Below are 21,000 nucleotides of genomic sequence, written 5' to 3'. Positions count from 1 at the left end.
AGGGCAGCACGAGCGGGAAAATGCCGGCCTCTTGTCCGAGGTCCGTCCGGAGCGCCTCCGGTCTCCCAAGCTCTGGACAACGACGAAGGCCCAGGTCCGCGACCTGGGCCTTCGCGTCTGAGCGGGTGAGGGGAATCGACCCGCGCCACAAGCTTGGGAATCACCCGGCACTTGAGACCACTTACGCCATCTGACCTGGGCGAACGTCCGGCGAAGGCCTGCTTCTGGCCGCCTCGCGGAGTCCCTTGGTGAGCGGTGTTCACCGCCCTGCCGGCACGTTATGGCACAACCATTGCCGGCGTCTTGGTGGCGGCGGACGGTGTCGCGGCTGGGCCGGTAGGGCCGGCGGTCGCCGCCGGCAGCGGGAGGCCGGCGGTGATCAGGGTGTAGTCGGCGACGAGGTCGCCGAGGAGAGCGCCGGCGAGGATGTCGCTGCGGACGTGGCCGGCCATGTAGAGGCGGGAGTAGGCCACCTCGGAATCCATCCACCGGTATTCGGCGGCCCGTCGGGGGGAGCCGGCGGACAGCAGCGTGACGGCGGTGGCCGACAGGGCGGCGTGCTTGGAGGGGTAGGAGCAGGGACAGGTCTGGCCGGGTGCCACCTTCTTGTCGGTGCGCAAGGACGGGTCCAGGACGTAGGGGGCCGGGGCGTCGTACTGGGCGGCCAGGGTCTTGGTCAGGGTGTTCGCCAGCGCCATGGCGGCCTTGAGCCGCGTCTTGTCCGCGGAACCGGTGGCCTTGGAGAGGAGTTCGCGCTGGTCCTTGGCGTAGACCTTCCAGACGTCCTTCTTGCCGTGGACCTCCAGCCAGGTGGCCGCACTGATGCCGCCCGAGGTGCGGGTACGGGCCAGCGTCTGCACCTCGTGCAGCTCGGCGGTGCGGTCGGTGGTGGCGGGCGGCCGGGGGATTTGGGCCTTGACCCAGGCGGTGAAGGCGACGTCGTCCCGGGTGGTGCCGTGCGTGGTCTGCCAGCCGACGATGAGGCGGTCGGCGGTGCGCTGCTGGTCGGCGAGGGCGGCGGCGATCGGGGCGACATCGGCATCGGGGAACAGCGCCGGCGGGGGGTCTGCCTGGATCTTGTCGGCGGCGGACGGCTCGGGGCCGACGGGCAGTCCGAAGGCGGGGCCGATCAGACCGACGCCGGCCACCAGTGCGGCGACGACGGTGACGGCGGCGTAGCGCGCGGGGATGCGGCGGGGCGTTGTCATCGAGCGGGCTCCTTGCTCGTGCTGATGGGCGCGTGGTCGGCGGCGGGGTCGTCGAGGGTGAAGCGGGCGCGGGCCAGGCGCCGGATGTCGTTGTCGGGCAGGTGGGGCACGAGCAGGGCCAGGCCGGTGACGTACTTGCTCAAGGACACCTGGCGGACGCCGAGGCGGTGCAGCAGCCGGTCGGCGGGCGCCGGGCGGGGGCCGCCCTTGGTCTCCACCAGCACCCAGCCGGTGCCGAGGGCGGCGGTGCGCCGTTCGCGCAGGAAGGACAGCTCGCCGTCGATCGTGACGCGGGTCCCCGCGTCGAGGTCGGCGAGGGCGGCGCGCCGGTAGCGCACCTCCGCCGCCGGTTCGAGCCCGGCTGCCGTGTGCGGGATGCCTTCGCGGGCGAGGACCCGGTCGACGAAGTCCGCGGCGGCGCCGTCCAGGCTGCCGTGGGCGCGGTGCGGGACGGCGAGCGCGTGCTTGACGGTCGCACCGCGGCCGTCCTTGGTCTTGACCTCCACACGGCACAGCCCGTCTTCCGCGTAGAGGCGGGTGCGTACCTTCCAGCGACGGCGGCGCCCCTGGGTGTGGGCGCGCCATGAGGCCAGGCCGGGGGTGTCGAAGTACACGGTGCGGTATCCGGTGGAGCGTCGGCCGCCCAGGTCCAGGACCCGGTGGGTGGGGGCCAGTTCGGACACGAGCCGCACCGCGCTCCGCGCCGGCAGCAGGTATTTGCGGTCGGTGCGGTGCTGAAGGGCGGCGGCCGCGTCGACCTCGGCCAGGCTCGCCCCGGACAGCAGGTCGAGGCCCAGCCGGGCGGCCAGTCCCGCCGGAGCGGCCTCCGCCTCCGCGGCGGCGGTCATGCCGCCAGTTCCTGTTCCGGCGAGGACTCCGCGCGCGGCGCGGCTGCCGCGGGGTCTTCCACGGCGTAGCGCACCGAGACCCGGGTCGTCTCGCGTACGTAGTCGACGTCGTCCACGCTCACCGTCAGGGGCTCGACGGCCAGCCGGGTCACCAGGTCGGCGCGGATCTCCTCTGGGTCCCGGTAGAGCCGGTCCAGTGTGACGCGCATCGTCCGGGTGTACGGGTAGGAGCGTGGGTCGTCGACGATCAGCACCGTCAGCAGCAGCGCCGCGTCCAGCCCGGCCACCAGGTACGTGTCGCGCTGCGGCAGCCCGCCGGCCAGCGCGATCACCAAGGCGAGGAAGGTGTAGGCGACATCGCGCAGCGTGAAGGCCGCGCTGCGCAGCCGCACCAGCGACAGGATCCCGAACAGTCCGAAGCCGACCCCGGCGGGGAACTTGCCCGCGCTGATCGTCGTCATCGCCACGAACAGCCCCAGATTCAGCGCCGTCAGCACCAGCGGCATCTCCGCCGCCGCCTTCCGCCGCCGGTACAGCCAGCCGACGAGCAGCAGCAGCGCCAGCACGTCCAGGCCCGCCCGGGCGACCAGATCCAACACGTTCAGCTGCCCGGCCAGCCCCTTGGCCGCCAGCAGCACCGCACCCTCGTGCACGAAGCCTTCTCCTTCCCTGCGGCGCGCTGCGGGATCACTCGGAGAGGAACGGCACGCCGTGAGGTGGCGAACGCTAGAGGTGGTGCATGAAGGCACGATGAAGCTTCGCCGACCGGCGCCCCGGGGCGGGGCGGGGCGGGGCCGCGGCCCACGGCTGACGGCTGACGGCTGGCTATCCTTCCCTGATGCACATCCTGGTCGTGGAGGACGAGACCCGACTTGCCGAGCTGATCGTCCGCTACCTGCGTGAATGCGGCCACACAGCCGAGGCCCGCCACGACGGACCCACCGGCCTGCAGGCCGCCCGCGACCCGCGCCTGGACGCCGCCGTCGTCGATGTGATGCTCCCCGGCCTGGAAGGCACCGAGCTGTGCGCGCGCCTGCGCGGCGAGGGCAGCGACCTGCCCATCGTGCTGCTCACCGCGCGGGGCACCGTCCCCGAGCGCATCGCCGGCCTGGACGCCGGAGCCGACGACTACCTCGTCAAGCCCTTCGCCATGGACGAACTCCACGCCCGCCTGCGCGCCGTCGCCCGGCGCCGTCCACCCGCCACCGGCCGGCTGACCGTCGGCGACCTCGTCCTCGACCCCGAGCAGCAGCGCGCCTGGCGCGCCGGCGTCGAACTCGACCTCTCCCGCCGGGAATTCGCGGTCCTGCGGGTCCTCATGGAGCACCCCGGCCGGGTGGTCGGGCGCCATCGGCTCCTGGAGGAGGTCTGGGACGGCGAACCCGACATCCGCAGCAACGCCATCGACGTCCACATCTCCAAACTCCGCGCCAAGGTCGACCGGCCCTTCGGACGAGCCACCATCACCACACTGCGCGGCCTCGGTTACCGCCTCGAAACCGGCTCGTGACGGCGCCCGCGGCCGGTGCCGGGACGCCTGGCGCCACTGTCGGGAAGCCGGCCTCCGGTATCCGGCTGGGGCCGCTGCGCCGGATCCCCATCGTGCTGCGTCTCGTGCTGGCGGTCGCCGCCGCCATGACCGTCGTCCTCGTCTCGGCGGCGGGATTCGTCTACTGGCGGGTCGAGTTCGCTCTGGACCAGCAGCTCGACGGCGACCTCTCGGCGTACGAGGCGGACCTGGTCCACTCCCTCACCGGCCGTACCCCGGCGCCCCGCGGCCCGGAGGGCAGCGTCTACCAGATCGTGCGGCCCGACGGACGCGTCCTGCACGCCGGCCCGGAACTGAGCGACGAGCGGTTGCTCACTCCTGCCGACCTCGCCGCGGTGGCCCGTGGTGCCACCGTCCAGCACGACGTCGGCGCACTGCTGCCCATCGATCCCGCCGCACTGCGGCTCCGGGCGACCCGGGTCCGGCTGCCCGGCCGGACGCTGGTCGTCGTCGCCGCCATGGAGCGTGCCCATCGCGACGAGGCCCTGCGTGAACTGCTCGCCCAGCTCGCCATCGCAGCCGGTCTGACCCTGCTGGCGTCCTCGCTTGTCGGCTACCGCACCGCCCGCGCCGCCCTCGGACCGGTCGAACGCTACCGCCGCAGTGCCGCCGAACTCGCCGATCACACCGCGGGTACCCGCCTGCCCGTCCCCGCGGACCGCGACGACGAACTCACCCGCCTCGGTCACACCCTCAACGGCATGCTCGACCGGCTGGAGGACGCCGCCGAGCGCGAGCGCCGATTCCTCGCCGACGCCAGCCACGAACTGCGCACGCCGCTCGCGCTGCTGCGTGCCGAACTCGATGTCGCCCTGCACCGCCCGCGTACCGCCGCTGAACTCACGGACACCCTCGCGGCGGTGGACGCCGAGGTTCAACGGCTGGTCGATCTGACCAACGCGCTCCTCGACCTGGAGGAGATCGGCGGTACGGAGCGCGTCACCCGCACCCCCGTGGACGTGGAGAGCCTGGTGCGGTCCACCGTCGACCCGTACCGGACGAACGCCGGCCGCGGCCGGCGTGCCCTGACCGTCGACGCCGAGTCCGTCACGGCACGGGTGGACGCCCGCTGGATCCGGCCCGCTCTCGGCAACCTCATCGACAACGCCCTGCGCCACGGGACCGGGGACGTGCGCATCACCGCCGTCGTCCGGGACGGGCGGCTGCGCCTGTCCGTGGCCGACGAGGGCACGGGCTTCCCGCCCGGATTCCTGCCGCACGCCTTCGACCGGTTCAGCCGCGCCGAGACCAGCCGGAGCACCCCCGGGTCCGGGCTGGGGCTGGCGTTCGCCGCCGCCGTCGCGGCGTCGCACGGCGGCGTCGCCCATGCCGACAACACGGCCGACGGCGCCGTCGTCACCCTGGACATCCCCTGCTGAGCTGGACCGCTCCCGCCGCGGCGGCCCGGCCTCCGGGTGGTCATGAGGCCGACTACGGCAGGCGCATGCACGCGGGACCGACGCGCGAGTCCGGGCGGCTCGCAACAAGCCGAAGGCCCCACTGGGGCAGGTGCGAGAAGCCTGACGCTTCGGGGTCGGGGAGGCCGGAACGTCTCCCCGACCCCGAAGACAGGTCATCCCGGAGTGTCTGCGGGGCCAGGGTCTCTCGTTTGGATCATCGTGCGGACCAGAGGAAGGGCAGGTGCCGCCGTGTCGAGGGACGGCAGCAGGGCGTAAGTGAGGCGGTAGCCAGACGCAAGCGGCAGACGGAATGCTTCATATGCCAGCAGGTCAAGCGGGGGAGCGGCTCGCCGCGCGTTCCCGGGCCGTGACTGCACCTCCGTACTCGACCGCCACACATTCGGGGAATTCACGTGCATACGACGTTCCACTCCCGCAAGCGCACCGCCGCCATCGGCGCAGCACTCACCGCCGTCCTCACTCTCGCCCTCACCGCCTGCAACGGCGACAGCGGCGCGTTGGGCAGCACGCAGGCCGGCCCCACCGCGTCGGCGGACAAGGCGGGCGGCACCGGTGGGGCGGGCAAGGCGGACCAGAGCGCCGGCATCGGCACCGGCACCGGTGGGAGCGACCAGAGCGCCGGCGCCGGCACCGGCACCGGCACCGGTGGCAACAGCGGCGGCAAGGTCGACATGTGCCGCTCCGGCGTGCTCGACGCCACCGCCGCCAACAACACCACGGACGAGACGAACGGCGTCGTCACCGTCACCTTCAAGAACTTCGGCAGCGCCGACTGCCGCATCAGCGGCTTCCCGGGTGTCGATATCAAGACGTCCCTGGGCGACACCGTCTCCGTGGACCGCAACGGCGAGCAGGCCGTACCGCAGATCCTCCAGGAGGGCGATACCGCCGCCTTCAACATCACGTTCCCGGTCAACAACACCGGCGGCACGGGCGTGAAGCTGACCGACCTCGTGGTGACGCCCCCGAACGAGACCGAGCCCTTCACCCTGAGGTGGCCGGCGGGCACGCTCGCCGCCACTGACGGCGAGGACGGCGGGAAGATGGAGATCAGCCCGGTGAGCAAGGTCAGCGACTCACCGGCCGGCTGACCCCGCTCAGGAATTGCCGCGGGGGCGCCACCATGATGTGGAACGCGTGCGCCCACCCCTCCGCCACCCCGGAGAACAGCAGCGTGAAGTGCTCCTGCCCACGTTGACCCCTCGCCAGTTCCCGCGGTGGCGAGTCGCCCTGTGGCGTGCGGACGCGTCTCCGGCCAGGGCATTCCTGGAGGTCAGGGCACGCGGAGGGCACGGTAGGCCCCGAGAGGTCCGGACGACGAAGGCCCAGGTCGTTGACCTGGGCCTTCGTTCAAGAGCGGATGACGGGAATCGAACCCGCGCTATAAGCTTGGGAATCACCCGGAACTTGGACCCGCTTATGGCCTCTCACCTGCGCGAACGTTCTGTGCTGGCCGCAGCTGGGCCGCTTCGTCCTGTCCTCGGTTGACCGCTGTTCACCGCCTCTACTGGCACGTAGTGGCACGCCCCTTTGGGTGCCGCGCGGGTGCGTCGGTGACCACCTCATGACGGGGTGAGACGTCAGATCGAGACAACGGCGGAACCTCAGGTCTCGGACCTGGGGCTGCTGTTTACTGCTCCCAGGGACACGGTTGGGGCACAGAGCGCGGGGGCCTCACCCCTGCGGAGACTCGATTGTTCGAGCCGGTCCGGCCACGATCTACCCAACCCGGCGTCGTTGTCAGTGCCTCCTCCTAAGGTCACCGCATGACGACATTCCGTTCCGGTTTCACGCTCTGGCAGATGGTCAGGGGAGCTCGGGAGCTCACTGAGCACCCGAGCGTGCTGGAGCGCATCGATGCAGTGCTGCGCGTCATGGGTCCTGCCTTCGGCGGAACTGGGTACGGCAAGGGCAGGCCGTTGGTGAACGCCTTGGAAGATGTTGCCCAAGAATCGGTCCTGATCGGAGACTTCGCTCTTGCGCGGCGGTTCCAGCGCTTCGCCGCATACGCCGGCGGCGAACTGTTCCTCGAAATTCTGGAGAACTACTACGACGAGGATGCTCGGCATCGTAGCGAGGAAGGCATGCGGAGGCTGGTGGCCATGGGCGCCGATCGAGCGGTGGCCGTTCTGGACGCTCTCTCCAAGGACAACCCCGAGGCGACGGTGGCCGATGCACGGGACCTCTTTCGCGGTATAGCCCTGTCCGTGGACCACTTGGGTCTCGGTACGGGAGAGGGTGGGATTCGGCTGCCCACTCGAGAGAGGAGGCGACTCCAGCAGTACGGGCACATGGAGCTGGTCCTGAGGAACCTGCCGCGACCGGCCTCGACCGAGGCGGCGCGGATGGTGGGCGACTTCCTCGCGGATGCCGACGCGGGGTTGCTCGCTCAGTTGCTGGAGCTGAAGGCCCGGCGAGCGGGTCTCGACGCTCTGCGTGCTGTGGTGGAGGACGAGACGAGTTCGGAGAGCGCCCTTCACGCCCGTCTGAAGAATCAGGAGTGGATCTTCGGCGGTGCCTATGTGGCAGAACTGGCACGTCGGCAGTACACCGCGGACGCGATTCTGGATATCCCTCTTCTGCGTGGTGATGGGTCTCTTCACGTGGTGGAACTCAAGCGCGCCAACATCAAGGATCTGGTGATCCGCCGCAGCGGCCACCTCATGTTGGGTGCCGCGGCCCACCACGCGGTGTCGCAGGCGCAGAACTACCTCCGCACCATGGACGAGAACCGCAAGGCCATCCTCGCGGACCATGGAGTTGATACCCGTAGAGCCTCGGCAACGGTTGTGATTGGGCACCCGCGATTTGTCAGTGGGGGCATTACCCCACAGGACATTGCGGAGACATTCCGCACCTACAACACACACACGGCACGCATTGAAGTGATCACGTACGAAACCCTGCTGGAGTCAGCAGCCCGGATGCTGGCCCTCGCATCGGCGCAGCAGAATCAGGACCCGACCGAGGAGCCCACGGCGTGACCGAAGACAACCGGCCTGGGATCGAACAGCTGCTGGCCCGCCTGTGCGGTGGAGTGATTGCAGGCAAGGACTACGTCGGCTACTTCCTCAACGAGCACGGAGAAGAGCTCGTCTTTGCCCAGCGCAGAGGAGAGAAGACCGCCCGGTTTTGGCACAGCGACGCCGACTGGCAGATGTTCCGCGTCGGCGACCACTCAGTACGGGTCGGCAGCGTGATGGGCGGGGTGATCACCGTCGGCGACCTGATCATCGATCGCAATGAGGCGACATGGCTGTCCTCATGCCTTGCTGCCTCCCGCCACCTGCGTCAGAAGCGCGGCTGACACGTAGCTCGGAGAACGGGCAATAACGAAGCCCCAGGCCGCTGACCTGGGGCTTCGTCCGAAGAGCGGATGACGGGAATCGAACCCGCGCTATAAGCTTGGGAAGCTCATGTTCTACCATTAAACTACATCCGCGCGTATGCCGCTCGAAGATCGAAGCCGCATCGTCGCACACTGTACCCCATCCCGCACGCCAGGCGAAGTCCGGATTCCCGGGGTGCCGGGTCGGGTGGGGTCCTGTTGATCCCCTAATGTGGCTGTCTCGTCCACCACTTGTCGGGGAAGGGACTTGATGGGTTCGATGGAACGCACCGTCGTCCGCTGTGCCGAAGGGCACGTGTTCAGTACTGCTTCGTTCCCGCTCCAGCGGCTCGGTGCCGGGCGGCTGGGGCCCGGGCGGCTGATCCGGTGTCCACAGTGCGCGCGGTTGCGGCACGCCGTGCCGGTGGAGTTCGAGCAGCGCTGACGTGCGGCCGGAATGCGGCTGACGTGCGGCTGAGGTGACCGGGGTCTCCCCGGGAATCCGGGGCGTGGGGCCTTCCCGATTGGGGGAGCTCCGCGCCCTCTGCGTATCGTGGGAGGGTGCTTCTCTCAGACAAGGACATCCGGGCCGAGATCGACGCAGGCCGGGTGCGCATCGACCCGTACGACGAATCCATGGTGCAGCCCTCGAGCATCGACGTGCGGCTCGACCGCTTCTTCCGGGTGTTCGAGAACCACCGCTACCCGCATATCGACCCCGCCATCGAGCAGGTCGACCTCACCCGCGAGGTCGAGCCCGAGGGCGACGAGGCGTTCATCCTGCACCCGGGCGAGTTCGTGCTCGCCTCGACCTACGAGGTCATCACGCTGCCGGACGACATCGCCTCCCGCCTGGAGGGGAAGAGCTCGCTGGGGCGGCTCGGTCTGGTGACGCACTCGACCGCCGGGTTCATCGACCCCGGCTTCTCGGGGCACGTGACCCTGGAGCTGTCCAACCTCGCGACCCTGCCGATCAAGCTCTGGCCGGGGATGAAGATCGGGCAGCTGTGCATGTTCCGGCTCAGCTCGCCGGCCGAGCACCCCTACGGGAGCGAGCGTTACGGGTCCCGGTACCAGGGCCAGCGGGGGCCGACGGCCTCGCGCTCCTTCTTGAACTTCCATCGGACCCAGGTGTGAGGCAGCCGGCATGACTGAAGTACGCGAGAACCTGACGTACGAGGGCTTCGGCCTCGCCGTCCGTGAGCTGGCCCAGACGATCGCCGACGACGGCTACGAGCCCGACATCGTGCTGTCCATCGCCCGCGGCGGTGTCTTCGTCGCCGGCGGTCTGGCATATGCCCTGGACTGCAAGAACATCCACCTCGTGAACGTCGAGTTCTACACCGGCGTCGGCACCACGCTCGAGATGCCGGTCATGCTCGCGCCCGTCCCGAACGCGATCGACTTCTCCGACAAGAAGGTCCTGATCGCCGACGACGTCGCCGACACCGGCAAGACGCTCAAGCTCGTGCACGACTTCTGCAAGGACCACGTCGCCGAGGTCCGCTCCGCCGTCGTCTACGAGAAGTCGCACTCGCTCGTGAAGTGCGAGTACGTCTGGAAGAAGACCGACGACTGGATCAACTTCCCCTGGTCGGTCCAGCCGCCCGTCGTCAGTCGCGTGGGCCAGGTGCTCGACGCCTGATCGCGGGCGTCCGCATCCGCATTCGTACGGACGAGGAAGGGCCCTGCCGGAACGTTCCGGCAGGGCCCTTCCCCATCTGTATCCGTGAAGCGAGACGTACGCGCGCGTGGCGGGCGGACTCCTACAGTGTGCCCAGCTTGATCAGGCTCAGCAGCGCCACCAGCTGGATCGCCGAGGCGCCCAGCGCCTTGGGCCAGGGCAGGTCGTGCGAGCGGCTCACCATGACCGTGAACAGCGCGCCCGCCGCCAGCCAGGTCAGCCAGCCGAGGATCTGGACCACGGCGTTGTCGCCGCCCGCGAAGAGGGCGACGAGCAGCCGCGGGGCGTCCGTGAGGGACATGATCAGCATCGACAGGCCGACGGTCGGCTGCCAGGAGCCGTCGCCGCCGAGCTGGCGGGCCAGGGTGTGGGTGACCATGCCGAGGACCAGTCCGCCGAGGACGAAGCCCACGCCGGTCAGCAGGATGTACGGGACGACCGTGGACAGCGTCGCGTTGATCGCGTCCTCGCGGGCCTGGTCGAAGCCGAAGACGGCGAGCAGGCCGTACAGGAACGTGACGATGAGCGCCGGGCCCCAGACCGGGTGGTCCCGCGTCTGCAGGAACGTATCGGCGGGGCGCGTCACGATGCCGCTCAGCAGGGCCTTCCAGGGCAGCCTCGGGCCGACCGGGACGGGTGCGGGACCGGGGCCCGCCTGGTACGGGGCGTCCTGCCCGTAGGGGTCCTCGTGGATGCTGAAGGCCTGGGTGTGGCCCGGGTTGTTCGCGGCGTACTGCTGCTGAGGGTGGGGCGCCTGCGGGGCGTGCGGGTCGCCGAAGTACTCCGGCTCGCCGTGCGCGGCGGGACCGCCGCCCTGCCGCCGGCCGCGGCCCTGGCCTTGGTCGTAACCCTGGTCGTACCCCTGGCCCTGGCCGTACTCCCGGCCGTAGCCCTGACCCTGACCACCCTGGCCCTGGCCGTACCCCTGGTCGTAGCCCTGACTCTGGCCCTGGCCGTACCCCTGGTCGTGCCTCTGCCCGGGCCGGCCCTGCCCCTGCCGGCCCTGACTCCGACCCTGGCCCTGCCCCTGCCCCTGCTGCCCCCACTGCACCGGCTGCTGCTGGTGCTGCCGAGGGTACGACGGCGGGGGCGCCTGGTACCCGTACGGCGCCTGCTGAGGTTGCTGCGGTTGCTGCGGGGGGCCGCCCGGCCGGCCGCGTCCGTTCCTGAATCCAGCCACGTCCATGAACGTACCCCGTCCGGGCGTGACCTGGTCCTTCCGGGGCAGAGTGCCGCAGAGCTGTGACATCCCCTAGGGGATCTCCGGGGATCTCCGGGAACCCCGGGAGGCCTCGTGCGAAGACGCCCGTGAGCAGCGGAGAGAAGCGGAAAGGGCCGCCCCCGCGCTCTTCGCGCGAGGACGGCCCTCCTTGGTGCCCGGGTACGGCGTTACGCGGCCGGCTCCGGCTCCGGGGCGTCCGCCGGGGCGCCCTCGGCCGGGTCCGCCGGCGTCTTCACCGAGTCGAGGAGCAGCTGGGCCACGTCCACGACCTGGAGGCTCTCCTTGGCCTTGCCGTCGTTCTTCTTGCCGTTCACGGAGTCCGTGAGCATGACGAGGCAGAACGGGCAGGCGGTGGAGACGATGTCCGGGTTGAGGGACAGGGCCTCGTCGACGCGCTCGGTGTTGATGCGCTTGCCGATCCGCTCCTCCATCCACATCCGCGCGCCGCCGGCGCCGCAGCAGAAGCCGCGCTCCTTGTGGCGGTGCATCTCCTGCTGACGCAGGCCCGGGACGGCCGACATGATCTCGCGCGGGGGCGTGTAGACCTTGTTGTGGCGGCCCAGGTAGCACGGGTCGTGGTAGGTGATGAGGCCCTCGACCGGGGTCACCGGGACGAGCCGGCCCTCGTCGATGAGGTGCTGGAGCAGCTGGGTGTGGTGGATGACCTCGTAGTCGCCGCCGAGCTGCGGGTACTCGTTGGCGATGGTGTTGAAGCAGTGCGGGCAGGTCGAGACGATCTTCTTCGAAGCCTTCGGCTTCTTCGTCGACTCGTCCTCGTCATCCTCGCCGAACGCCATGTTCAGCATCGCGACGTTCTCCTGGCCGAGCTGCTGGAACAGCGGCTCGTTGCCCAGCCGGCGCGGGGAGTCACCCGTGCACTTCTCGTCGCCGCCCATGATCGCGAACTTGACGCCCGCGATGTGCAGCAGCTCCGCGAAGGCCTTGGTGGTCTTCTTGGCGCGGTCCTCCAGGGCGCCGGCGCAGCCGACCCAGTAGAGGTAGTCGACCTCGCTGAGGTCCTCGACGTCCTTGCCGACGATCGGGACCTCGAAGTCGACCTCCTTGGTCCACTCGACGCGCTGCTTCTTGGCGAGACCCCAGGGGTTGCCCTTCTTCTCCAGGTTCTTGAGCATCGTGCCCGCCTCGGACGGGAACGCGCTCTCGATCATCACCTGGTAGCGGCGCATGTCGACGATGTGGTCGATGTGCTCGATGTCGACCGGGCACTGCTCGACGCAGGCGCCGCAGGTGGTGCAGGACCACAGGACGTCCGGGTCGATGACGCCGTTCTCCTCGGCGGTGCCGATGAGCGGACGCTCGGCCTCGGCGAGCGCGGCGGCCGGCACGCCGGCCAGCTGCTCCTCGGTGGCCTTCTCCTCGCCCTCCATGGTCTTGCCGCCACCCGCGAGCAGGTAGGGCGCCTTGGCGTGGGCGTGGTCGCGCAGCGACATGATGAGGAGCTTCGGCGAGAGCGGCTTGCCGGTGTTCCAGGCCGGGCACTGCGACTGGCAGCGGCCGCACTCGGTGCAGGTGGAGAAGTCGAGGATGCCCTTCCAGGAGAACTGCTCGACCTGGGAGACGCCGTAGACGTCGTCCTCGCCCGGGTCCTCGAAGTCGATCGGCTTGCCGGCCGAGGTCATCGGCTGGAGCGCGCCGAGGGCGGTGGAGCCGTCCGCGTTGCGCTTGAACCAGATGTTCGGGAAGCCGAGGAAGCGGTGCCAGGCGACGCCCATGTTGGTGTTGAGCGAGACCGTGATCATCCAGGTGAAGGACGTGACGATCTTGAGGGCGGCGAAGAAGTACGTGAGGTTCTGGACCGTGCCGAGGTCGGCGCCGTCGATCAGCGCGATGAGCGGGTACGAGGCGAAGAAGCCCGGCTCCCAGCTGGTCACGTGGTGCTGGACACCCTCAAGGGCGCGCAGCGTCATGATGCAGACGCCGACGATGAGGATGACGGCCTCGACGAAGTAGGCCTGGCCCGTCTTGGAGCCCGCGAAGCGGGACTTGCGGCCGGCCTGGGTCGGCTTGCTGAGCTGGCGGATCACGATGAGCGTGACGATGCCGAGGACGGTCATCAGGCCGAGGAACTCGGTGAAGATCTCGTACGGCAGCCAGTCGCCGATGATCGGGATCAGCCAGTCGGCCTGGAAGAGCTGGCCGAAGGCGTTGACGATCGTGAGCAGAAGGGAGAAGAAGCCCACCGCCACGAACCAGTGCGCGACGCCGACGACGCCCCAGCGGTTCATCCGGGTGTGGCCGAGGAATTCCTTGACCAGCGTGATGGTGCGCTGCTTCGGGTCGCCGGTGCGCGTCCCCGCGGGCACCGGCTGACCCAGCCGCACGAAGCGGTAGATCTGCGCGATGGCGCGGCCGAACAGCGCGACGGCCACCACCGTGATGACGATCGACACGACGATCGCGGCGAGTTGCATGTGGGGCTCCTCGGGCGGGCCTCAGCTTCGGGCCTACTAAGCGGTAACTTATTGAGTCCGTGCTGAGGGTACCCGTTTGGGGCGCCGTACTGTAGCGGACCAAACGGTGATCTGTATCGCTCAGGCGACCCTTGCCCGGCGGCCGGAAGTGCGGCCCTCCGCGCGGGTCGTCGAGTGACGGCGACGGACTGCTGGAAGCGTACGCGCCAGGATGGCCAGATCCATGCCGAGCCAGTGATGGTCCACATAGTGGAGATCCAGGAGTTCGCGCTCCTCCCAGGGCAGCTCCGAGCGTCCGCTGATCTGCCAGAGACCGGTCATTCCGGGGCGTACGGAGAGCCGGCGGCGCCCCTCGCCGCGCGACTCCCGGTGGCCGGGAGCCAGCGGGCACGGCCCGACGAGCGACATATGCCCGCGTACGACGTGCAGCAGTAGCGGCAGTGAGGCCAGCGGGCCCTTCATGCGGAACGTCAGCAGGGTGAAGGGGGCGTCGTCCCGGCCCGCGACCGGGCGGCGGCGCAGGACGCCGTTTCCCGGCGCTACGCGCGCGCTGCCGCGGGCGTCCGCCCCTGCGCGCGCGTTCCCTGTTCCTGTACGCGGCTCTCCCGTACGCGGCCCCACGCGCGCGAGGCTCTGGGCCTCCCGCATGCCCCGGGCGTCCCGGCCGTTCCGCGCGCCCCAGACGCCCCGCGCGCCCCGCGCGGGACCGGGCCAGGCGTTTCGGGCGTTCCGTGCGTCCTTGAGGGCGAGGGAAAGAGCGAGGGCGGCGGCGACCGGGGAAAGCAGGACGAGGAGGGCGAGTCCGACCGTGAGATCCAGCGCGCGCTTCGCCGTCATGCACCCACACCTTCCGGTTCCGGGCGAGAACATGGGATATGTCCGGACCCTCTCATGTCGTACCCGTTCCGCCCGGGAACGACGCGCGCGTCCCCCTCGTTGAGCGGAGGAGAGGGGGAAGAGTTGAGCGGGTGAGACTCAAGTCTGTTGACGCGGGAGCGGGAGTTGTGCATCCTTGAGTCAGCTTCACTCAAGTCAGTCAGCGACAGCAGGCAGACAGCATTCAGCTGGAGGAATCGAAATGGCACGTGCGGTCGGCATCGACCTGGGTACGACTAACTCCGTCGTCAGCGTTCTCGAAGGCGGCGAGCCCACCGTCATCACCAACGCCGAGGGCGCCAGGACCACGCCGTCCGTCGTCGCCTTCGCCAAGAACGGCGAGGTGCTCGTCGGCGAGGTCGCCAAGCGTCAGGCGGTCACCAACGTCGACCGGACCATCCGGTCCGTGAAGCGTCACATGGGCACCGACTGGAAGATCGAGCTGGACGGGAAGAGCTTCAACCCGCAGCAGATGTCCGCCTTCGTCCTTCAGAAGCTGAAGCGCGACGCCGAGGCCTACCTGGGCGAGAAGGTGACCGACGCGGTCATCACCGTCCCGGCGTACTTCAACGACTCCGAGCGTCAGGCGACGAAGGAGGCCGGCGAGATCGCGGGCCTGAACGTCCTGCGCATCGTCAACGAGCCGACCGCCGCCGCCCTGGCGTACGGCCTCGACAAGGACGACCAGACCATCCTCGTCTTCGACCTCGGTGGCGGCACCTTCGACGTGTCCCTCCTGGAGATCGGCGACGGTGTCGTCGAGGTGAAGGCCACCAACGGTGACAACCACCTCGGTGGTGACGACTGGGACCAGCGCGTCGTCGACTACCTGGTGAAGCAGTTCCAGTCCGGTCACGGCGTGGACCTGTCCAAGGACAAGATGGCCATCCAGCGTCTGCGCGAGGCCGCCGAGAAGGCGAAGATCGAGCTGTCCTCCTCCACGGAGACCTCGATCAACCTGCCCTACATCACGGCGTCCGCCGAGGGCCCGCTGCACCTGGACGAGAAGCTCACCCGCGCCCAGTTCCAGCAGCTCACCTCCGACCTGCTGGAGCGCTGCAAGACGCCGTTCCACAACGTCATCAAGGACGCGGGCATCGCGCTCTCCGAGATCGACCACGTCGTTCTCGTCGGTGGCTCCACCCGTATGCCGGCCGTCGCCGAGCTCGTCAAGGAGCTGACCGGCGGCAAGGAGGCCAACAAGGGTGTGAACCCGGACGAGGTCGTCGCCATCGGCGCCACCCTCCAGGCCGGTGTCCTCAAGGGCGAGGTCAAGGACGTCCTGCTGCTCGACGTCACCCCGCTGTCCCTCGGTATCGAGACCAAGGGCGGCATCATGACCAAGCTGATCGAGCGCAACACCACGATCCCGACCAAGCGCTCCGAGATCTTCACGACGGCCGAGGACAACCAGCCGTCCGTGCAGATCCAGGTCTACCAGGGCGAGCGCGAGATCGCGGCCTACAACAAGAAGCTCGGCATGTTCGAGCTGACCGGTCTGCCGCCGGCCCCGCGTGGCGTCCCGCAGATCGAGGTCGCCTTCGACATCGACGCCAACGGCATCATGCACGTGACCGCCAAGGACCTGGGCACGGGCAAGGAGCAGAAGATGACCGTCACCGGCGGCTCCTCGCTGCCGAAGGACGAGGTCGACCGGATGCGCCAGGAGGCCGAGCAGTACGCGGAGGAGGACCACCGCCGCCGCGAGGCCGCCGAGACCCGCAACCAGGGCGAGCAGCTCGTCTACCAGACCGAGAAGTTCCTCAAGGACAACGAGGACAAGGTCCCGGGTGACGTGAAGTCCGAGGTCGAGGCCGCCGTCGCCGAGCTGAAGGAGAAGCTCAAGGGCGAGGACGGCGCCGAGATCCGTACGGCCACCGAGAAGGTCGCGGCCGTCTCCCAGAAGCTCGGTCAGGCTCTCTACGCCGACGCGCAGGGCGCCCAGGCCGCCGGTGGCGCCGAGGGTGCCCAGCAGGCCCAGGACGACGACGTCGTCGACGCCGAGATCGTCGACGACGAGAAGCCGAAGGGCGGCGCAGCCTGATGTCGGAGGAGAACGCGGGCTTCGAGGAGAAGCCCGACGTCCCCGCCGACGGCACGCCCGAGGAGACCGAGGCCGCCGACTCCGCCGCGAAGGCGGACGGGGCGGCCCCGGCCGGGGACACTGCGGACGTCGGCCTGCTGGCCCAGCTGGACCAGGCCCGTACGGCGCTCTCCGAGCGCACCGCGGACCTCCAGCGGCTCCAGGCCGAGTACCAGAACTACCGGCGCCGGGTCGAGCGGGACCGGGTCACGGTCAAGGAGATCGCCGTCGCGAACCTCCTGTCCGAGCTCCTGCCCGTCCTCGACGACATCGGCCGGGCCCGCGAGCACGGCGAGCTGGTCGGTGGCTTCAAGTCGGTCGCCGAGTCGACGGAGAGCATCGTCGCCAAGATGGGTCTCCAGCAGTTCGGCAAGGAGGGCGAGCCCTTCGACCCGACCATCCACGAGGCCCTGATGCACAGCTACGCGCCGGACGTCACCGAGACGACCTGCGTGGCGATCCTGCAGCCGGGGTACCGGATCGGCGAGCGGACCATCCGGCCCGCCCGCGTGGCCGTCGCCGAGCCCCAGCCGGGCGCGGCTCCGGCCGGCAAGGACGAAGAGAAGAAGGCCGACGAGGAGAGCGGTGGCCCCGAGGCGGGCTGACGCGACGATCGTCCGAGAGGAGGGACGTCGATGAGCACGAAGGACTTCGTCGAGAAGGACTACTACAAGGTTCTCGGCGTCCCCAAGGACGCCACCGACGCCGAGATCAAGAAGGCGTACCGGAAGCTCGCCCGCGAGAACCATCCGGACGCCAACAAGGGCGACACCGGCGCCGAGGCGCGCTTCAAGGAGATCTCCGAGGCCAACGACATCCTCGGCGACCCCAAGAAGCGCAAGCAGTACGACGACGCGCGCGCCCTGTTCGGGAACGGCGGCTTCCGGGCCGGCGGCCCGGGCGGCGGCGGCTCGTTCAACTTCGACCTGGGTGACCTCTTCGGGGGCACCCAGGGCGGGGCCGCCGGCGGGCCCGGCGGCTTCGGCGGCGGCATCGGGGACGTGTTCGGCGGTCTGTTCAACCGAGGCGCGGGCGGCGCGGGCACGCGCGTCCAGCCGCGGCGCGGCCAGGACATCGAGTCCGAGGTGACGCTCAGCTTCACCGAGGCGATGGAGGGCGCGACCGTACCGCTGCGGATGTCCAGCCAGCAGCCCTGCAAGGCGTGCTCCGGCACCGGCGACAAGAACGGCACCCCCCGGGTGTGCCCGACCTGTGTCGGCACCGGGCAGGTCTCGCGCGGCAGCGGCGGCGGCTTCTCGCTGACCGACCCGTGCGTGGACTGCAAGGGCCGGGGCCTGATCGCCGAGAACCCCTGCGAGGTCTGCAAGGGTTCCGGCCGGGCCAAGTCCTCGCGGACCATGCAGGTCCGGATCCCGGCGGGCGTGTTCGACGGGCAGAAGATCCGGCTGCGCGGCAAGGGAGCCCCGGGCGAGCGCGGCGGGCCGAACGGCGATCTGTACGTCGTCGTGCACGTCGACGCCCACCCGGTCTTCGGCCGCAAGGACGACAACCTCACCGTCACCGTGCCCGTCACGTTCGACGAGGCGGCGCTCGGCGGCGAGATCAGGGTGCCGACCCTGGGCGGCCCGGCGGTGACGCTGAAGCTTCCCGCCGGCACCCCCAACGGCCGCACCATGCGCGCCCGCGGCAAGGGTGCGGTCCGCAAGGACGGCACCCGCGGCGACCTGCTGATCACGGTCGAGGTCGCGGTGCCGACGGAGCTGGCCGACAAGGCCCGCGAGGCCCTGGAGACATACCGCGAGGCCATGGTGGACATGGACCCCAGGGCAGAGCTGTTCCAGGCCGCGAAGGGAGCATGAGGACATGGAAGGACGCCGCCGACATCCCGGATTCGCCGACCGGGCGTACGAACTGACCGAAGAGACCCCGGTGTACGTCATCTCGGTGGCGGCCCAGCTCTCCGGTCTGCACCCGCAGACGCTGCGCCAGTACGACCGGCTCGGTCTGGTCTCGCCGGACCGTACGGCCGGCCGGGGCCGGCGCTACTCGGCCCGCGACATCGAACTGCTCCGTCAGGTGCAGCAGCTGTCGCAGGACGAGGGCATCAATCTGGCCGGTATCAAGCGCATCATCGAGCTGGAGAACCAGGTCGCGGCACTTCAGTCGCGGGTGGCCGAGCTGTCCAGCGCGGTCGAGGGCGCGGCGGCGGCGATGCGTCAGCGCGAGGCTCAGGTGCATGCCTCGTACCGGCGCGATCTGGTGCCTTACACGGATGTGCAGCAGACGAGCGCGCTCGTCGTGTGGCGGCCGGGGCATCAGCGCGGGCAGTGAACCACCCTCGCGCGCGGGCTCCTTCGTGATCCTTCGCGAGCTGTATCACCAAAAGGCCCCCTCCTCGGAGGGGGCCTTCCGCGTTGGCGGGGGCGAGGGCGGGGCAGCGGCGCCCGCCCGGGCCCGCGCCTACGCCTCGCGTTCGAGGATGCCGGACTGGGCGATCAGATAGCCGAGCTGGGCCCGGCTGCCGCTGCCCAGGGCGGCGGCGAGCTTGGCTATGTGGGCCCGGCAGGTACGCACGTTCATGCCGAGGCGGCGCGCGATGGCCTCGTCGACATGGCCCTCGACGAGGAGCTTGGCGATCGAGCGCTGGACGCCGCTGATGCCGTCCGTCTTGAGGTCGTAAGGGATCTCGTCCCTTATCGGGACGGCGAGCTGCCAGAACTGGTCGAAGACGCCGCTGAGATAGGCGACCAGGCCCGGGTGGCGCAGTTCGAGCGCGATCTGCCGGTCGCGGCTGGCCGGAATGAAGGCGACCTCGCGGTCCACGATGATCAGCCGGTCGATGATCTCTTCGAGCGTGCGGACCTGCACCTCGGGGCCGACGTGTTCCAGGTAGGCGAGGGTGAGTTCGGTGTGCCGGGCGGTGTGCTGGTAGAGCGTGCGCATCCGGATGCCCCGGCCGAGCAGCGGGGCGACCCGGCGCAGGGCCTCGGAGAGGGCGTGCGCGGGCCGGCCGCCGCCGGGCTGGATGGTGAGGAGCTCGCTGCGGCAGTTCGCGACGACGCGGTCCAGCGTGGAGTTGATCCGGTCGATGCCCTCCAGAACCGAAATGGCGTGCGAGGACGGCGCGTCGTGTGGGCTGATGGCCATGAACGGCGCGAAAGTGTCGGAGAGGGCGACGGTCAGCCGCCGGCGGTCCAGGATCTCCCGCTCGATGGGCTGCAGGAGTTGCGCGAGAGCGGCGGACGGCGGGACGGGCCGCAGCCATTGTGGGTCGTCCGGGTCCGGGTGCAGCAGGGAAAGATCGAGGAGGCAGGGCGCCTCCACTACCTCTGACCGGCGTATTCGCCCCGTTCGCAAGGCCGCTGTGTACAGCTCGGACCCCGCCGAGCACAGCTCCTCATGCGAGTGAGGGTGCCCGAATTCGTCCGCCTCTTTCTGCATATGTACACCCCCAGGCTCCTGCATCTCAGGAACATGATGCATGGGTTTGGTGGTGCGCGCGCAGAGACTAAGCCATCGTCTTACTTGCGGGGGTCGGAAATCACGTTTCCTTCAAGTGAGGTTGCTCGGTGATGAAGAAGAAGCTCATAAGCGCGGTGGCTGGAGTCGCCTTCATCGCGGCTGCGTCAGTCGGCGCGGGCATCGCCCTTGACCCGGGCTGGCACACGGCACCCGCCGGCGCGCTCGCAACGGCAGCCGACCCGGGCTGGTCGGTCGCCCCGGCCGGTGGCGTGAAGGATCCGGGTTGGTCGGTCGCCACCCCCGCGGTCGCCAACGACCCGGGCTGGCACGTGAACACCCCCGCCGTGGCCAACGACCCGGGCTGGCACCTGAGCGTCCCGGCCGTGGCCGGTGACCCGGGCTGGTCGGTCGCCACCCCCGCGGTCGCCAACGACCCGGGCTGGCACCTGAACACCCCCGCCGTCGCCGCCGATCCCGGGTGGAGCTTCGTGGGCGCATGAACGTACCCGACGACTCCCGGTTCCGACGGGAGATGGCCTCGGCCTACCGCTCCGGATGGCACTTCATCGACTTGGTCACGGCGATCCCCCACCGTGGTGACTCATTGATGGTGACCCTTTTCGGAGAGCCGATCGTCATCGCCCGCGAACAGGACGAGGACGTCCGTGCCTATCGCTGCCTGCGCCGCCCGCGAGGTGCGCCGCAGCCCGTCCGCTGCGCGATCCGATACGGAATGATCTTCGTCAATCTCGACCAGCGCGACCATCAACTGGTCGAACCCCAGCTGGTCACCACCGAGGCCATCACCGCCACCCCCCGCAGTGCCTGAACGATTCCCCCGTCGTAGTAGATCGTTCGGGCACTTCCCCCACACAGCGGCGCCATCGCGGACCTGAAACGCGATGGCGCCGCTGTGCTTTTTCCGT

Annotated in this window: 21 protein-coding genes and 1 tRNA gene; 14 read left to right on the top strand and 8 right to left on the bottom strand. The window is 69.8% G+C overall.

Features of this window, described 5'->3' with window-relative positions; all coding sequences use genetic code 11:
* Window positions 1-278: 278 nt before the first annotated feature.
* The 3 genes from ACGFRB_RS17960 to ACGFRB_RS17950 are packed head-to-tail and all read right to left on the bottom strand — an operon-like array spanning window position 279 to window position 2,709.
* Complete coding sequence (locus ACGFRB_RS17960) at window positions 279-1,208, bottom strand: phosphatase PAP2 family protein (protein WP_393244009.1); 930 nt, start codon at window positions 1,206-1,208, stop codon at window positions 279-281.
* Complete coding sequence (locus ACGFRB_RS17955) at window positions 1,205-2,056, bottom strand: polyphosphate polymerase domain-containing protein (protein ID WP_393244007.1); 852 nt, start codon at window positions 2,054-2,056, stop codon at window positions 1,205-1,207. The genes ACGFRB_RS17960 and ACGFRB_RS17955 overlap by 4 nt, the downstream gene beginning before the upstream one ends.
* On the bottom strand, window positions 2,053-2,709 hold the full coding sequence (locus ACGFRB_RS17950; protein ID WP_393244005.1) for a DUF4956 domain-containing protein: 657 nt from the start codon (window positions 2,707-2,709) through the stop codon (window positions 2,053-2,055). The genes ACGFRB_RS17955 and ACGFRB_RS17950 overlap by 4 nt, the downstream gene beginning before the upstream one ends.
* Before the next feature lie 185 nt (window positions 2,710-2,894).
* Here ACGFRB_RS17950 and ACGFRB_RS17945 point away from each other — a divergent pair, with 185 nt between their 5' ends.
* From ACGFRB_RS17945 to ACGFRB_RS17925, 5 genes are all read left to right on the top strand, one after another.
* Entirely contained in the window at window positions 2,895-3,566 is a 672-nt protein-coding gene (locus ACGFRB_RS17945; protein WP_393244003.1) for a response regulator transcription factor, read from the top strand.
* On the top strand, window positions 3,563-4,984 hold the full coding sequence (locus tag ACGFRB_RS17940) for an ATP-binding protein (RefSeq protein ID WP_393244001.1): 1,422 nt from the start codon (window positions 3,563-3,565) through the stop codon (window positions 4,982-4,984). Before ACGFRB_RS17945 ends, ACGFRB_RS17940 begins: the two co-directional genes overlap by 4 nt.
* A 434-nt stretch (window positions 4,985-5,418) precedes the next feature.
* The gene (locus ACGFRB_RS17935) at window positions 5,419-6,117 is read left to right on the top strand and encodes a DUF4232 domain-containing protein (protein ID WP_393243999.1); all 699 of its coding nucleotides are present in this window, start codon (window positions 5,419-5,421) and stop codon (window positions 6,115-6,117) included.
* A gap of 675 nt (window positions 6,118-6,792) precedes the next feature.
* A complete protein-coding gene (locus tag ACGFRB_RS17930; RefSeq protein ID WP_393243997.1) occupies window positions 6,793-8,010 on the top strand; it encodes a Shedu anti-phage system protein SduA domain-containing protein in 1,218 nt (405 codons plus the stop codon).
* Window positions 8,007-8,333: a hypothetical protein gene (locus tag ACGFRB_RS17925; protein WP_393243995.1), complete on the top strand. Its 327-nt coding sequence runs from the start codon at window positions 8,007-8,009 to the stop codon at window positions 8,331-8,333. The genes ACGFRB_RS17930 and ACGFRB_RS17925 overlap by 4 nt, the downstream gene beginning before the upstream one ends.
* Before the next feature lie 64 nt (window positions 8,334-8,397).
* Here the strand turns inward: ACGFRB_RS17925 and ACGFRB_RS17920 are convergent.
* A tRNA-Gly gene (locus ACGFRB_RS17920) sits at window positions 8,398-8,468 on the bottom strand.
* Between the two features lie 157 nt (window positions 8,469-8,625).
* Here ACGFRB_RS17920 and ACGFRB_RS17915 point away from each other — a divergent pair.
* The 3 genes from ACGFRB_RS17915 to ACGFRB_RS17905 all read left to right on the top strand — a co-directional run bounded on the left by ACGFRB_RS17915 (window position 8,626) and on the right by ACGFRB_RS17905 (window position 9,999).
* Window positions 8,626-8,799, top strand: a complete 174-nt coding sequence (locus tag ACGFRB_RS17915) for a hypothetical protein (RefSeq protein WP_393243993.1) — start codon at window positions 8,626-8,628, stop codon at window positions 8,797-8,799.
* A gap of 116 nt (window positions 8,800-8,915) precedes the next feature.
* A complete protein-coding gene (gene dcd, locus ACGFRB_RS17910; protein ID WP_363005659.1) occupies window positions 8,916-9,491 on the top strand; it encodes a dCTP deaminase in 576 nt (191 codons plus the stop codon).
* Window positions 9,492-9,501: 10 nt separating this feature from the next.
* Window positions 9,502-9,999: a phosphoribosyltransferase gene (locus ACGFRB_RS17905; protein WP_361228841.1), complete on the top strand. Its 498-nt coding sequence runs from the start codon at window positions 9,502-9,504 to the stop codon at window positions 9,997-9,999.
* Between the two features lie 121 nt (window positions 10,000-10,120).
* Here the strand turns inward: ACGFRB_RS17905 and ACGFRB_RS17900 are convergent, their stop codons facing one another.
* From ACGFRB_RS17900 to ACGFRB_RS17890, 3 genes are all read right to left on the bottom strand, one after another.
* Window positions 10,121-11,218: a Yip1 family protein gene (locus ACGFRB_RS17900; RefSeq protein WP_393243991.1), complete on the bottom strand. Its 1,098-nt coding sequence runs from the start codon at window positions 11,216-11,218 to the stop codon at window positions 10,121-10,123.
* Between the two features lie 209 nt (window positions 11,219-11,427).
* Window positions 11,428-13,692, bottom strand: a complete 2,265-nt coding sequence (locus ACGFRB_RS17895) for a (Fe-S)-binding protein (RefSeq protein ID WP_363005655.1) — start codon at window positions 13,690-13,692, stop codon at window positions 11,428-11,430.
* Between the two features lie 120 nt (window positions 13,693-13,812).
* Window positions 13,813-14,529, bottom strand: a complete 717-nt coding sequence (locus ACGFRB_RS17890) for a sugar transferase (RefSeq protein ID WP_393243989.1) — start codon at window positions 14,527-14,529, stop codon at window positions 13,813-13,815.
* A gap of 241 nt (window positions 14,530-14,770) precedes the next feature.
* Here ACGFRB_RS17890 and dnaK point away from each other — a divergent pair, with 241 nt between their 5' ends.
* Genes dnaK through ACGFRB_RS17870 form a run of 4 tightly spaced genes read left to right on the top strand, consistent with a single transcriptional unit; the run spans window position 14,771 to window position 18,943 of the window.
* Window positions 14,771-16,612: a molecular chaperone DnaK gene (gene dnaK, locus ACGFRB_RS17885; RefSeq protein WP_363005653.1), complete on the top strand. Its 1,842-nt coding sequence runs from the start codon at window positions 14,771-14,773 to the stop codon at window positions 16,610-16,612.
* Entirely contained in the window at window positions 16,612-17,256 is a 645-nt protein-coding gene (grpE, locus tag ACGFRB_RS17880) for a nucleotide exchange factor GrpE (protein WP_363005651.1), read from the top strand. The genes dnaK and grpE overlap by 1 nt, the downstream gene beginning before the upstream one ends.
* 30 nt (window positions 17,257-17,286) lie before the next feature.
* Complete coding sequence (gene dnaJ / locus ACGFRB_RS17875) at window positions 17,287-18,471, top strand: molecular chaperone DnaJ (protein WP_363005649.1); 1,185 nt, start codon at window positions 17,287-17,289, stop codon at window positions 18,469-18,471.
* A 4-nt stretch (window positions 18,472-18,475) separates the two neighbouring features.
* Window positions 18,476-18,943, top strand: a complete 468-nt coding sequence (locus ACGFRB_RS17870) for a heat shock protein transcriptional repressor HspR (RefSeq protein ID WP_363005647.1) — start codon at window positions 18,476-18,478, stop codon at window positions 18,941-18,943.
* Between the two features lie 129 nt (window positions 18,944-19,072).
* Here ACGFRB_RS17870 and ACGFRB_RS17865 read toward each other — a convergent pair whose 3' ends face one another.
* Window positions 19,073-20,053, bottom strand: coding sequence for a helix-turn-helix transcriptional regulator (locus ACGFRB_RS17865; protein WP_363005645.1), 981 nt, complete (start codon window positions 20,051-20,053; stop codon window positions 19,073-19,075).
* 131 nt (window positions 20,054-20,184) lie between these two features.
* Here ACGFRB_RS17865 and ACGFRB_RS17860 point away from each other — a divergent pair, with 131 nt between their 5' ends.
* Both ACGFRB_RS17860 and ACGFRB_RS17855 read left to right on the top strand, forming a co-directional pair.
* A complete protein-coding gene (locus ACGFRB_RS17860) occupies window positions 20,185-20,574 on the top strand; it encodes a hypothetical protein (protein ID WP_363005643.1) in 390 nt (129 codons plus the stop codon).
* Window positions 20,571-20,903, top strand: coding sequence for a (2Fe-2S)-binding protein (locus ACGFRB_RS17855; RefSeq protein WP_361228814.1), 333 nt, complete (start codon window positions 20,571-20,573; stop codon window positions 20,901-20,903). The genes ACGFRB_RS17860 and ACGFRB_RS17855 overlap by 4 nt, the downstream gene beginning before the upstream one ends.
* Window positions 20,904-21,000: the final 97 nt, after the last annotated feature.

The sequence above is a fragment of the Streptomyces sp. NPDC048718 genome (assembly GCF_043198875.1).
Classification (GTDB): Bacteria; Actinomycetota; Actinomycetes; order Streptomycetales; family Streptomycetaceae; genus Streptomyces.
The sequence above is the reverse complement of the archived record's forward strand: the minus strand, read 5'-3'. Positions and strand labels throughout refer to the sequence as shown.

Coding starts and splice junctions, on each gene's coding strand:
- dnaK (WP_363005653.1), top strand. CDS start 14,771: ATGGCACGTGCGGTCGGCATCGACCTGGGTACGACTAACTCCGTCGTC.
- ACGFRB_RS17960 (WP_393244009.1), bottom strand. CDS start 1,208: ATGACAACGCCCCGCCGCATCCCCGCGCGCTACGCCGCCGTCACCGTC.
- dnaJ (WP_363005649.1), top strand. CDS start 17,287: ATGAGCACGAAGGACTTCGTCGAGAAGGACTACTACAAGGTTCTCGGC.
- ACGFRB_RS17870 (WP_363005647.1), top strand. CDS start 18,476: ATGGAAGGACGCCGCCGACATCCCGGATTCGCCGACCGGGCGTACGAA.
- ACGFRB_RS17945 (WP_393244003.1), top strand. CDS start 2,895: ATGCACATCCTGGTCGTGGAGGACGAGACCCGACTTGCCGAGCTGATC.
- ACGFRB_RS17895 (WP_363005655.1), bottom strand. CDS start 13,692: ATGCAACTCGCCGCGATCGTCGTGTCGATCGTCATCACGGTGGTGGCC.
- grpE (WP_363005651.1), top strand. CDS start 16,612: ATGTCGGAGGAGAACGCGGGCTTCGAGGAGAAGCCCGACGTCCCCGCC.
- ACGFRB_RS17930 (WP_393243997.1), top strand. CDS start 6,793: ATGACGACATTCCGTTCCGGTTTCACGCTCTGGCAGATGGTCAGGGGA.
- ACGFRB_RS17855 (WP_361228814.1), top strand. CDS start 20,571: ATGAACGTACCCGACGACTCCCGGTTCCGACGGGAGATGGCCTCGGCC.
- ACGFRB_RS17890 (WP_393243989.1), bottom strand. CDS start 14,529: ATGACGGCGAAGCGCGCGCTGGATCTCACGGTCGGACTCGCCCTCCTC.
- ACGFRB_RS17865 (WP_363005645.1), bottom strand. CDS start 20,053: ATGCAGAAAGAGGCGGACGAATTCGGGCACCCTCACTCGCATGAGGAG.
- ACGFRB_RS17860 (WP_363005643.1), top strand. CDS start 20,185: ATGAAGAAGAAGCTCATAAGCGCGGTGGCTGGAGTCGCCTTCATCGCG.
- ACGFRB_RS17905 (WP_361228841.1), top strand. CDS start 9,502: ATGACTGAAGTACGCGAGAACCTGACGTACGAGGGCTTCGGCCTCGCC.
- ACGFRB_RS17955 (WP_393244007.1), bottom strand. CDS start 2,056: ATGACCGCCGCCGCGGAGGCGGAGGCCGCTCCGGCGGGACTGGCCGCC.
- ACGFRB_RS17915 (WP_393243993.1), top strand. CDS start 8,626: ATGGGTTCGATGGAACGCACCGTCGTCCGCTGTGCCGAAGGGCACGTG.